At 70.3% G+C, this 11,743-nt stretch carries 13 protein-coding genes; 12 read left to right on the top strand and 1 reads right to left on the bottom strand.

The window, feature by feature from the left end; all coding sequences use genetic code 11:
- Positions 1-41: 41 nt before the first annotated feature.
- The gene (locus FLX07_RS33005; protein ID WP_142575606.1) at positions 42-1,196 is read left to right on the top strand and encodes a C40 family peptidase; all 1,155 of its coding nucleotides are present in this window, start codon (positions 42-44) and stop codon (positions 1,194-1,196) included.
- 1 nt (position 1,197) lies between these two features.
- Here the strand turns inward: FLX07_RS33005 and FLX07_RS33000 are convergent, their stop codons facing one another.
- Positions 1,198-1,701: an inorganic diphosphatase gene (locus FLX07_RS33000; RefSeq protein ID WP_142575605.1), complete on the bottom strand. Its 504-nt coding sequence runs from the start codon at positions 1,699-1,701 to the stop codon at positions 1,198-1,200.
- An 86-nt stretch (positions 1,702-1,787) separates the two neighbouring features.
- Between FLX07_RS33000 and dacB the strand changes: the two genes are divergently transcribed.
- The 11 genes from dacB (at position 1,788) to FLX07_RS32945 (ending at position 11,743) form a co-directional block, all read left to right on the top strand.
- The gene (dacB, locus tag FLX07_RS32995; RefSeq protein ID WP_229689967.1) at positions 1,788-3,173 is read left to right on the top strand and encodes a D-alanyl-D-alanine carboxypeptidase/D-alanyl-D-alanine endopeptidase; all 1,386 of its coding nucleotides are present in this window, start codon (positions 1,788-1,790) and stop codon (positions 3,171-3,173) included.
- 131 nt (positions 3,174-3,304) lie between these two features.
- Positions 3,305-4,354, top strand: a complete 1,050-nt coding sequence (locus FLX07_RS32990; RefSeq protein WP_189105095.1) for a zinc-dependent metalloprotease — start codon at positions 3,305-3,307, stop codon at positions 4,352-4,354.
- A 188-nt stretch (positions 4,355-4,542) separates the two neighbouring features.
- Complete coding sequence (gene tilS, locus FLX07_RS37265; RefSeq protein WP_142575604.1) at positions 4,543-5,553, top strand: tRNA lysidine(34) synthetase TilS; 1,011 nt, start codon at positions 4,543-4,545, stop codon at positions 5,551-5,553.
- Between the two features lie 12 nt (positions 5,554-5,565).
- Positions 5,566-6,123 (top strand): hypoxanthine phosphoribosyltransferase, encoded by a 558-nt coding sequence (gene hpt / locus FLX07_RS37260; RefSeq protein ID WP_229689968.1) that lies wholly within the window; start codon positions 5,566-5,568, stop codon positions 6,121-6,123.
- 269 nt (positions 6,124-6,392) lie between these two features.
- Positions 6,393-8,399, top strand: a complete 2,007-nt coding sequence (gene ftsH / locus FLX07_RS32975; protein WP_142575603.1) for an ATP-dependent zinc metalloprotease FtsH — start codon at positions 6,393-6,395, stop codon at positions 8,397-8,399.
- On the top strand, positions 8,396-8,998 hold the full coding sequence (gene folE / locus FLX07_RS32970) for a GTP cyclohydrolase I FolE (RefSeq protein WP_263407710.1): 603 nt from the start codon (positions 8,396-8,398) through the stop codon (positions 8,996-8,998). Before ftsH ends, folE begins: the two co-directional genes overlap by 4 nt.
- A gap of 74 nt (positions 8,999-9,072) precedes the next feature.
- Positions 9,073-9,945, top strand: a complete 873-nt coding sequence (gene folP, locus FLX07_RS32965) for a dihydropteroate synthase (protein WP_142575602.1) — start codon at positions 9,073-9,075, stop codon at positions 9,943-9,945.
- 4 nt (positions 9,946-9,949) lie between these two features.
- Positions 9,950-10,399 (top strand): nuclear transport factor 2 family protein, encoded by a 450-nt coding sequence (locus FLX07_RS32960; RefSeq protein WP_223854263.1) that lies wholly within the window; start codon positions 9,950-9,952, stop codon positions 10,397-10,399.
- A complete protein-coding gene (folB, locus tag FLX07_RS32955; protein WP_142575601.1) occupies positions 10,396-10,779 on the top strand; it encodes a dihydroneopterin aldolase in 384 nt (127 codons plus the stop codon). Before FLX07_RS32960 ends, folB begins: the two co-directional genes overlap by 4 nt.
- Positions 10,776-11,276 carry a 2-amino-4-hydroxy-6-hydroxymethyldihydropteridine diphosphokinase gene (gene folK / locus FLX07_RS32950; RefSeq protein WP_142575600.1) on the top strand — a complete coding sequence of 167 codons (501 nt, stop codon included), beginning with the start codon at positions 10,776-10,778 and terminating at the stop codon, positions 11,274-11,276. Before folB ends, folK begins: the two co-directional genes overlap by 4 nt.
- Before the next feature lie 17 nt (positions 11,277-11,293).
- Positions 11,294-11,743 carry a DUF3180 domain-containing protein gene (locus FLX07_RS32945; protein ID WP_142575599.1) on the top strand — a complete coding sequence of 150 codons (450 nt, stop codon included), beginning with the start codon at positions 11,294-11,296 and terminating at the stop codon, positions 11,741-11,743.

Below are 11,743 nucleotides of genomic sequence, written 5' to 3'. Positions count from 1 at the left end.
CGCCGGGAAGTGAGGGGAGTGGAGCAGGGAAGGGGAAGGAATTGCCACTCCTCAGAGCGTCGGGGCTGGTCGCCGGGCTCGGGTCAAGTCTCGTCCTGACCTTCGGGGCCCCGGCGGGAGCCGATCCGAAACCGTCCGTGAAGGACGTCGCCAAGGCGCGCCAGCAGGTGCAGGAGCGCACACGCGAGCTGGGCAGAGCCGAGGCCGACCTCGCGCTCGCGCAGGCCCGCCGAGAGGCGCTGAACACCGAGGCCGAGCGGCTCGTGGAGTCGTACAACGGGCAACTCGTCCAGCTTGAGCAGGCGCGTGCCGCGTACGAGCAGTCGGCGCGGCGGGTCCGCCTGGCGTCCGGCCAGGTCACCCAGTTGCGCGGCGAGGTGGCGGCGCGGGTGGCCGAGGGGTACGGCGGGGTGCGGTTGTCACCGTCCGCCGCGGCCATGCTCGGCGGCATCGGCGACGTGCACGGCTTCCTGCGAAGAGCGAGCATGCTGACGCAGCTCGGCGACGAACAGGCCGCCTCGTTGCAACGGCTGAAAGACGCGCAACAGGTCTTCGAGATCCTCCGAGAACAGGCGGCCCGTGCCTACTCCGAGCAGTCGCACAGCGCCGACGAGGTGCGACAGGCGAAGGACGCGGCACAGCGGGCCGTCGAGGAGCAGCTCGAACAGACCCAACAGATCGAGCGGGAGAAAACGGAGATCTCCAAACGGCTGGAGGCCGCCCGCGACCGCGTCGACAAGCTGAAACAGGCGAGGAGCAAGGCCAGGCGCGCGGCGCTTCCCGCGCGCAGGAGCCTGGCGGTGCCGGCCTGGACCGGGCGGTTCGGGTCGGGCCCCGGTGAGATGGCCGCCCAGTGGGCGCTCAAACAGATCGGCAAGCCGTACGTGTGGGCCGCCGCAGGCCCGTCGGGGTTCGACTGCTCGGGGTTGACGATGCGGGCCTGGCAGCGGGCCGGGGTGTCACTCGATCACTGGACCGGCACGCAGTGGACGTCGGGACAGCATGTCCCGCTCAAGGAACTGCGCACCGGCGACCTCATCTTCTACGGCCGGTTGAGCCGGAACCCCGGCGACATCCATCATGTGGGCATCTACATCGGGCGGGGCATGATGGTCCACGCCCCCCAGACGGGGGACGTGGTGCGCATCTCGCCCATCTGGCGCCACGATCTGGTCGGCGCCACCCGGCCCGACTGATTCAGTGCTCCTCGTCGTGGTGCCCTGTCTCCTGGAAGCGCTCGATGCTGGCGACGATCTCGGCCTCGGCCTCGACACGGCCGACCCAGTTGGCGCCCTCGACCGACTTACCGGGCTCCAGGTCCTTGTAGACCTCGAAGAAGTGCTGGATCTCCAGCCGGTCGAACTCGGCGACGTGGTGGATGTCGCGGATGTGCTCCATCCGCGGATCGGTCGCCGGAACGCACAGGACCTTGTCGTCGCCGCCCTTCTCGTCGGTCATCCGGAACATTCCGACGGCTCGGCAGCGGATCAGGCAACCGGGAAAGGTCGGCTCCTGGAGCAGGACGAGCGCGTCGAGCGGGTCCCCGTCCTCACCGAGAGTGTTCTCGATGAACCCGTAGTCGGCGGGGTACTGAGTAGACGTGAAAAGCAGGCGGTCCAGACGTATGCGGCCGGTCTTGTGGTCAACCTCGTACTTGTTCCGTTGTCCCTTGGGGATCTCAACGACAACGTCGAACTCCACTCGTTCCTCCGCATGAGTCCCCGGTTTCCCGGGCTGGCGTTAATGTCTCGTAGGCGTGGTCAAAGTCGGCGCGAAATGAGGGCGTAGTGGTGCGACGTGAGCGGTGGATGGTGGTGGCCACCCTCGCCCTGCTGCAGATCTTCGTCGTCCTCGCGGGCACTTATCTGATCACCCATGACGCCGACAGGACCCCGGCTCCGGTCGCGTCCCCGAAGCCGGCCCCGATCCCCCTGGTGACCGCGGGTCCGGTTCTGGCCGCGGTGGGGGGCGGGGCTCTCCCCGCCAAGGGTACTTTGACCACCCGGCTCACCGCTGCGATGGGTGACCCCGCCCTCGGCGGCAGTGTGGCCGGGATCGTGCTCGACGTCGCGACGGGGACGCCGGTCTACGACGGCCGCTCGGGCACCGCCATCACCCCGGCCTCGACCACCAAGCTCGTCACCGCGCTGACGGTGCTGGGCACGGTGGGGCCGGACGCCCGCCTGGCCACGCGGGTCGTGCGGGGGGCCTCCGCCGGATCGATCGTCCTGGTCGGCGGCGGCGACCCGACCCTGGCCGGCCCGAGCACGAGCGCCCGCGAGCAGGAGGAGACCTACCCCCGGCCGGCGTCGCTCGCCCGGCTCGCCTCGAACACCGCCAAGGCGCTCAAGACGGCGAAGCTCACCTCGGTGGACCTGTCGTACGACAGCTCTCTGTTCACCGGGCCGCGGACGGCGCCGGGATGGAAGCCGACGTACATCCCGGAGGGCAGTGTCGCCCCGGTGGCCGCGCTCATGATGGACGAGGGCCGGGCGGCCAACGGCGCCCGCTTCCCTGATCCGGCGCAGGCCACCGCCGACGCGTTCGCCACGCTGCTCAGGAAGAACGGCATCAAGGTGGGCAAGGGGGTCGGCTCGGCGAAGGCGGCGCCCACCGCGCAGGAGCTGGCCCGGGTGGAGTCCGGTCCGATCTACGCGCTCGTGGAGCGGATGCTCACCCACAGTGACAACGACCTCGCCGAGGCGCTCGCCCGCCAGTCCGCCATCAAGGAGGGCCTGCCGCACACCTTCCAGGGCGTGCCCACGGCGGTCGGGCGCGTGCTCACCCGTCTCGGAGTCTCCGACGGGGTGGAGGTCCACGACGGCAGCGGCCTGTCCATCAAGAACAGAATCGCGCCGACGGCCCTCGCCCACATCCTGGCCGTGGCGGCGTCTCCCGCCCACCCGGAGCTCCACTCGCTGATCAGCGGCCTGCCAATCGCGCATTTCACCGGAACTCTGCACAATCGATATGAGAAGTCTGATTCCAAGGCCGGGGCCGGATTGGTACGCGCGAAGACGGGCACCTTGAACGGGGTGAACACCCTGGCGGGCATCGCGTACACATCCGAGGGCCGGTTGCTGACCTTCGCGTTCATGGCCGACCAAGTGGCCAATCCGCCGGAGGCGATCACCGCCCTCGACAAGATGGCCACGATCGTCTCCCAGAGCTGAGCCGCGGTGAAGTGCGCTCACTCGCGTGCTCGCTCGTTCCTCGCTGCGCGCGCGCATCGGTCCATAACACGGCCGCGCTCCTCACCGAGCTCTATGCGCGGCGAGAAGCCGGAGAACGTACGGTGGTGGGTATGCAGGTGATCGACTGGGATCTGGCCGTCGCGACCGGGGTGCGCCTTGTGCGGCCCGGTCCTCAGGTGAGTCGCGAGGAGGCCAGGCAGGCGGTCCTCGAACTGCGGCGCCTGTCCCGGGACGCCGAGGGGCACGTGCGTGAGTTCACCCGCATCGACTCGGCGACGCCCGAGGCGGCGACCGTGGTCGACCGTCCGGGGTGGATCCGCGCCAACGTGGAGGGCTTCCGCGTGGTGCTTGAGCCGCTCACGCAGAAGATGTCGAACATGCCGGCGGTCGTCGGCGCGGTCGGCTCGCGCATCACCGGGCTCGAGGTCGGCGCGGTGCTGGCCTTCCTCGCCTCCCGGGTGCTCGGGCAGTACGAGCTGTTCCTCCCGCCCGACCCCTCGGGTGAGGCCCCGACCGGCCGCCTGACCCTGGTGGCCCCCAACATCGTGCACGCCGAGCGTGAGCTGGGCGTCGATCCCCGCGACTTCCGCCTGTGGGTGTGCCTGCACGAGGAGACCCACCGGGTGCAGTTCACCGGCGTCCCCTGGCTGAGGGAGTACGTCCGCGGCCAGATGACCGAGTTCCTCCTCGCGTCCGAGATGGACCTGACGACCCTGCTGGAGCGCCTGCGCGCCGCCTCCGACGCCGTGGCCGACGCCTTCAGGGGCGGCGAGGGAAACCTCATCGAGGCCATCCAGACGCCCGAGCAGAAGGCCGTGCTCGACCGTGTGACGGCCGTGATGACGTTGGTGGAGGGACACGGCGACTACGTCATGGACGCGGTGGGCCCGTCCGTCGTGCCGTCGGTCGCCGAGATCCGCGCCAAGTTCCAGCGCCGCCGCGAGGGTGGCTCGCGCATGGACCAGCTCGTCCGCCGGCTGCTCGGCATCGAGCTGAAGATGAAGCAGTACGCCGAGGGCTCCCACTTCGTCCGCACGGTCGTGGACGAGGCCGGCATGGAGTCGTTCAACAAGGTCTGGACCTCGCCGGAGACCCTGCCCGACCGCGCGGAGATCGCCGATCCACACGCCTGGATGTCCCGCGTCCTGGCCTCCGCCTAACCCCCCACTCCACCGCCGTGATCTTGTAGTTTGTCGCAGGGATCCCCTCTGACCTGCGGCGCATCCCTCCGTGATCATGCGATAAGCCGGCCACCTCCGGGCTGACCTGGGCCGGCGTCTGTCGTGATCATGCAGTCGCCGGGCCGGGAAGTTGCCCGGCCCACGGGCGGCACCGCCAGAATGGCCGCATGGGCCCGCATCCCGCCGTCGCCGACGTCCGCCGCGCCGTACGGCTGTCGCTCGCGGACCTCGCCGCCTCTCGGGACGCGGGGGAGTCGTCCGGCGCGCTCGTCCTCGTGGCCTGCAGCGGCGGCGCCGACTCGCTGGCGCTGGCGGCGGCCACCGGCTTCGCGGCCCCGCGCCTCGGTCTGCGCGCCGGGCTGCTCACCGTGGATCACGGGCTGCAGGAGGGCTCGGCAGGCCGGGCCCACGACGTCGTACGGCTCGCGCCCACGCTCGGTCTCGACCCGGCCGAGGCGCTGACCGTCACGGTCGGCACGGCAGGGGGCCCCGAGGCCGCGGCGCGCGAGGCCCGCTACGCCGCGCTGTCCGCCGCAGCCGACCGGCTGGGCGCCGCCGCCGTCCTGCTCGGCCACACGCGCGACGACCAGGCGGAGACCGTGCTGCTGCGCCTGGCCCGCGGCAGCGGCACGCGGTCCCTGTCCGGCATGGCGGAGGTCACGGGGCTCTACCGCAGGCCCCTGCTGGGGCTCGGCCGGGCGCGGACCAGGCAGGCGTGCGACGCCCTCGGCCTGAGCCCCTGGGACGACCCGCACAACGACGATCCGGCGTACGCCAGGGTCAGGGTGCGGCGCGACGCCCTCCCGGCGCTGGAGGCCGCGCTGGGCCCGGGTGTCGCCGAGGCGCTGGCCCGTACGGCGCGGTTGTGCCGGGACGACGCCGACGCCCTGGACGCGTGGGCGGACGCCGTCCACGCGAAGTCGCGCGGCCCCGGCGGGGAGCTGAACGTGGCCGTGCTGGCGGACGTGCCGGGGGCGGTGCGGCGGCGGGTCATCCGCCGGGCGGCCGTGGAGGCCGGGGCGCACGCCGCCGCGCTCGCGGCGGTGCACATCGAGGCGGTCGAGCGGCTGGTGACCGGCTGGCACGGGCAGAAGGGGGTGGACCTACCCGGGGGGGTGGGGGTGGTGAGGCGCTGTGGCACCCTTGTCTTCGCCGTGGACAATCTCTCGCTCGCGTAAGGAAAACCCCAGGTGGACGCAGCCGACATGGGTAAGGATCTCTCCAAAGTCCTCATCTCCGAACAGGAGCTTCAGGAGAAGATCAGAGAACTGGCGGACCGGATCGACACCGACTACGCCGGCCGGGAAGTGTTGATCGTCGGCGTGCTCAAGGGAGCGGTCATGGTCATGGCCGACCTCGCCCGCGCGCTGCACGTGCCCGTGCAGATGGACTGGATGGCCGTTTCCTCCTACGGCGCGGGGACCATATCGTCCGGCGTCGTGCGGGTGCTGAAGGACCTCGACACCGACATCGCCGGCCGGCATGTGCTCGTGGTCGAGGACATCATCGATTCCGGGCTGACCCTCTCGTGGTTGATGAACAACCTGAAGTCGCGTCACCCGGCCTCCGTGGAGATCTGCACGCTGCTGCGCAAGCCGGACGCGGTGAAGGTCGAGTTGGACGTCCGCTACGTCGGTTTTGACATCCCCAACGAGTTCGTCATCGGGTACGGGCTCGATTACGCGGAGCGGTATCGCAACCTCCCGTTCATCGGGACTCTTGCGCCGCATGTGTACGGAGGGGAGTAAGCCCTTAGCGAAGTGACCCTCGAATCAGGCGTTATTGGGCGCCAGGTCGGGGAACACGGGGTTGGCTGACGTACGTTGGAAAGGCAAAGCCGGAGCCGCTCGGGCAGTTACCCGACGCGGCTGCCGGGTGTACCTTCGGATATCCGTGGAGGGGGCCGGTCGGCCGCCCCGCGGTAGCCAGAAGGAGCGGTAAGGGATGCCGCGACCCCGGGTTCTCCCGGGGCAGGCCTTGGTCAGGAAGGGACGGGCCCGCCGGGGTTCCGCAACGGATGGATCTCAAGCGATTTACACGTGGCCCACTGCTGTGGATCCTGGGCATCGTATTGCTTCTCCTGCTCGTCACCACGATGTTCGGCGGCGGCGGCAACTACACCACCGCCGACACCTCGACGGTCGTCCAGCAGATCCAGCAGGGCAATGTCAAGAGCGCGACCGTGGTCGACAAGGACCAGCGCGTCGAGCTGACACTTAACCGGCCCGTCGAGGTCGGGGGCAAGTCGACCGACCGCATCCAGGCCCTGTGGGTCGAGGGTCAGGGCGTCCAGCTCACGCAGGCGCTCGAACAGGCCAAGCCCGCCCAGGGCTGGACGGTGGACGTGGCGAAGGAGAACTTCCTCGTCAGCCTGCTGATCAGCTTCCTGCCGATCATTCTCATCGTCCTGATCTTCCTGTTCATCATGAACCAGATGCAGGGCGGCGGCTCCCGGGTCATGAACTTCGGCAAGTCGCGGGCGAAACTGATCACCAAGGACACCCCGAAGACGACCTTCGCCGACGTCGCGGGGGCCGACGAGGCCATCGAGGAGCTCCAGGAGATCAAGGAGTTCCTGCAGGCCCCGGCCAAGTTCCAGGCCATCGGCGCCAAGATCCCCAAGGGCGTGCTGCTGTACGGCCCGCCCGGCACCGGCAAGACCCTGCTCGCCCGCGCCGTCGCGGGTGAGGCCGGCGTGCCGTTCTACTCGATCTCCGGTTCCGACTTCGTCGAGATGTTCGTCGGCGTCGGCGCCTCCCGCGTCCGCGACCTGTTCGAGCAGGCCAAGGCGAACGCCCCGGCGATCATCTTCATCGACGAGATCGACGCCGTCGGCCGGCACCGCGGCGCGGGCCTCGGCGGCGGCCATGACGAGCGCGAGCAGACCCTGAACCAGCTCCTCGTCGAGATGGACGGCTTCGACGTCAAGGGCGGCGTGATCCTCATCGCCGCGACCAACCGCCCCGACATCCTCGACCCCGCGCTGCTGCGCCCCGGCCGCTTCGACCGCCAGGTCGTCATCGACCGGCCCGACCTGGAGGGCCGCAAGGGCATCCTGCGCGTCCACGGTCGCGGCAAGCCGTTCGCGCAGGACGTCGACCTCGACGTGATCGCCCGCAGGACTCCCGGCTTCACCGGCGCCGACCTCGCGAACGTGATCAACGAGGCGGCCCTGCTGACCGCCCGGCAGGACCAGAAGCTCATCACGATGAACACTCTCGAAGAGTCGATCGACCGAGTGATGGCCGGTCCCGAGCGCAAGTCCCGGGTCATGTCGGACCAGGAGAAGAAGATCATCGCCTACCACGAGGGCGGTCACGCCCTGGTGGCCCACGCGTTGCCCAACTCCGACCCGGTCCACAAGATCACGATTCTGTCCCGCGGCCGCGCTCTCGGTTACACGATGACGCTGCCGATGGAGGACAAGTTCCTCGCGACCCGGTCCGAGATGCTGGACCAGCTCGCCATGCTGCTCGGCGGCCGCACCGCGGAGGAGCTCGTCTTCCACGAGCCCACCACCGGCGCGTCCAACGACATCGAGAAGGCGACGTCGATCGCCCGCCGCATGGTCACCGAGTACGGCATGAGCGAGCGGCTCGGCGCCCGCAAGTTCGGCAGCGGCAACGGCGAGGTCTTCCTCGGCCGTGAGATGGGCCACGAGCGCGACTACTCCGAGCAGATCGCCTCGGCGATCGACGAGGAGGTCCGCCGCTACATCGAGAGCGCGCACGACCAGGCGTGGGAGATCCTCGTCCAGTACCGCGACGTGCTCGACAACCTCGTGCTCGAACTGATGGAGAAGGAGACGCTCTCCCGGGAGCAGGTCCTTGAGATCTTCTCGCCCATCGTGCGCAGGGAGAAGCGTCCCTCCTACGCCGGCTACGGCAAGCGTCTGCCGTCCGACCGTCCTCCGGTCATCACGCCCAAGGAGCGGGCCAACGGCAACGGCTCGGCGCTGCCCGCCGGCGGCTCCGGCTCCACCCCGTGGGTCAACGATCAGTCAACGCAGCGGGACGAGGCCTGACCGTGGCCGCACCCACGGTGGGGCCGCCCCCCGGATTCGACCACGACCGGATCCAGAAAGCGGTCCGGGAGATCCTGTTCGCGATCGGTGAGGACCCCGATCGCGACGGGCTCCGGGACACCCCGTCCCGGGTGGCCCGCGCGTTCGCGGAGCAGTTCGCCGGCCTGGGCCAGCGGCCCGAGGACGCGCTGACCACCATGTTCGACGCGGACCACGACGAGATGGTGCTCGTCAAGGACATCGAGGTGATGTCCACCTGTGAGCACCATCTGCTCCCGTTCCACGGCGTGGCCCACATCGGCTACACCCCGAACGACAAGGGACGCATCACCGGCCTGTCCAAGCTGGCCAGGCTGGTGGACGTCTACGCCCGCAGGCCACAGGTCCAGGAGCGGATGACCTCCCAGATCGCCGACGGCCTGATGCAGGTGCTGGAGCCGCGCGGGGTGATCGTGGTGATCGAGGCCGAGCACATGTGCATGACCATGCGCGGCGTGCGCAAGCCCGGCGCCAAGACGATCACGTCGGCCGTCCGGGGCGACTTCCGTTCCAGCGAGGCGACCAGGGCCGAGGCCATGTCGCTGATCCTGCGCGGCTGAGCGCGGACGACGGCCGATTGGGACGCCGCTCCTGCCCGACGGGCATTGAGGCTCGTGGCACTAGTCTTGACCCCATGACCGCAGCGAGTGTGCCCGGTATGCCCCAGTCTGGGCGTTGCCTGGTCATGGGCGTGGTCAACGTGACCCCCGACTCCTTCTCCGACGGCGGGCAGTGGTTCGACGCCGACGTCGCGATCAGGCACGGACTCGACCTGGTGGCCGAGGGCGCCGACATCGTCGACGTGGGCGGCGAGTCCACCCGCCCCGGCGCGGCCCGGGTGTCCCTGGAGGAGGAGCTGCGCCGCGTCGAGCCGGTGATCCGCACGCTCACCGAGGAGGGCGTGACGGTCAGCGTCGACACCATGCGCGCGGAGGTGGCCGAGGCTGCCGTCGCGGCAGGGGCGAAGCTCGTCAACGACGTGAGCGGCGGGCTGGCCGACCCGGTGATGCCGCGGGTGGTGGCCGCGACCGGCGTGCCGTACGTCGTGATGCACTGGCGGGGGCACAGCCGCGACATGGACAGCCGGGCCATCTACGGCGACGTCGTGACGGAGGTGGCGGAGGAGCTGCGCAAGCGGGTCGACTCCGTGCTGGCCGAGGGCGTGCGGGAGGAGCAGATCGTGCTCGACCCCGGCCTCGGATTCTCCAAGAACGCCGAGCACAACTGGGCCCTGCTGGCCGGGATCGGCGAGCTCGGCCGCCTCGGCCGCCCGTTGCTTATCGGGGCGTCGAGGAAACGCTTCCTCGGCCGCCTGCTGCCGGGGCCGGACGGCGAGCCCCGGCCGTTCGACGGCAGCGACGCCGCCACACTCGCCGTCACCGCGCTCGCCGCGCGGGCCGGCGCGTGGTGCGTGCGGGTGCACCGGGTGCGGGCGAACGCGGACGCGGTGCGGGTGGCCGCCGCGTGGAGGGCAGCAGCCGTACGACACGCTGACGAGGGCCGGTGACGACATGCCGACAGGGACGCCGATGAAGGACATCGAGGAGCTCAACCAGGCGTTCTACAACGCCATCGAGAGCGGCGACCTCGACAAGATGTCGGAGATCTGGACGGAGGACGTCCCAGGACGTCCTGCCATGTGCGTCCACCCCGGCTGGCCCATGCTGACCGGCCGGTCGGAGGTGCTGCGCTCCTGGGCGCTCATCATGGCCAACACGACGTACATCCAGTTCGTGCTGACCGACGTGCAGACGACCGTGATCGGCGACGTCGCCGTGGTCACCTGCGCGGAGAACATCCTCACGGCCGCCGACACCGACGAGCCGGGCTTCGCGGCCGGCCGGGTCGTCGCCTCCAGCACCTATGTGCGGTCCGGGACCGGGTGGCGGCTGTGGCTCTACCACGGCTCACCGGTCCTGCAGAGCGACGACGACGACGATGAGGAGGAGCAGGAGCATTGACGGTGCGGCCGACGACGAGTCGTGACACGGTGCGGTTGACGGGCCTGCGGGCCCGCGGCAGGCACGGCTGCCTGCCCGCCGAGCGCGAGCTGGGCCAGGAGTTCGTGATCGACGTGGCCCTGAGGTTCGACACCGCCCCGGCGGCGGCGGCCGACGACCTGACGCTCACCGTGGACTACGGGGCGCTGGCTGCGGAGCTCGTCCACATCGTGGAAGGCGAGCCGGTCAACCTCATCGAGACCCTCGCCGAGCGGCTTGCGGCGGCCTGCCTGGCCCACGAGCTGGTCGAGGAGGCGGAGGTCAGCGTGCACAAACCGGCCGCGCCGATCCCGCTGCCGTTCGGCGACGTGGTGGTGACGATCAGAAGGGGTCGCGGATGAGGGTCGTGATCGCGCTCGGCAGCAACCTCGGCCGCCGCCTGGAGAACTTGCAGGGAGCCGTCGACGAGCTCTTCGACGCTCCGGGGCTCACGTTCGTGGCGGTGTCGCCGGTCTACGAGACCGACCCGGTCGGCGGCCCCGAGCAGGGGCCCTACCTGAACGCGGTCGTGGTCGCCGAGAGCATGCTCGACCCCCGCACGCTGCTCGACCGCGCGCAGAGCGTCGAGAGCGCGTTCGGCCGCGAGCGCAGGGAGCGGTGGGGCCCGCGCACGCTCGACGTCGACCTCATCACGGTCGGGAGTCTCATGTCGGACGACCCCGAGCTCACACTCCCGCACCCCCGGGCGCACGAGCGGGCGTTCGTACTGGTCCCGTGGACGCAGGCGGATCCCGCGGCGGTGCTGCCGGGGCGCGGGCCGGCGGCGGCCCTGCTGGCCGACCTGGACCAGAGCGGGGTGCGGCTGCGGCCCGACCTCGTGCTCGAACCCCCGGCCTGATCGACGAGGAGCCCCGTGTGAAGCCCAGCAATCCCGGCGTGCTCGTCGGCCTCGTGGTCGTGTTCGGCCTGCTCACCTGGGGGCTGCTCCGGCAGTTCTACTCCACGGTGCCGACCCTGCCGTGGACCGCGATCCCCACCACGCTGCTGCTTGCCGTCGGCGAGGCGTACACGGGCTGGCTGACCCGGGCGAGGATCCTGCGCCGCCCGGACACCAAGCCCGTCGACCCGCTGGCCGTGGCCCGCCTGGCGGCGCTGGCGAAGGCCACGGCGTACGTCGCGGCGGCGTTCGGCGGCATTTTCGCCGGGTTCGTGGTGCACGTGCTCGAACTGCTCGACCTGGACAAGCCCCGCCAGGACGCGTTCGTCGGAGGCGGGTCGTTCGTGGCCTGCGTGATCCTGATCTGCGCGGCGCTGTTCCTGGAACACTGCTGCCGGGTGCCCGGCAAGCCTTCCGGGGAGACGTGA

The sequence above is a fragment of the Microbispora bryophytorum genome (assembly GCF_006874465.1).
GTDB classification, from domain to species: Bacteria; Actinomycetota; Actinomycetes; order Streptosporangiales; family Streptosporangiaceae; genus Microbispora; species Microbispora bryophytorum.
The sequence above is the reverse complement of the archived record's forward strand: the minus strand, read 5'-3'. Positions and strand labels throughout refer to the sequence as shown.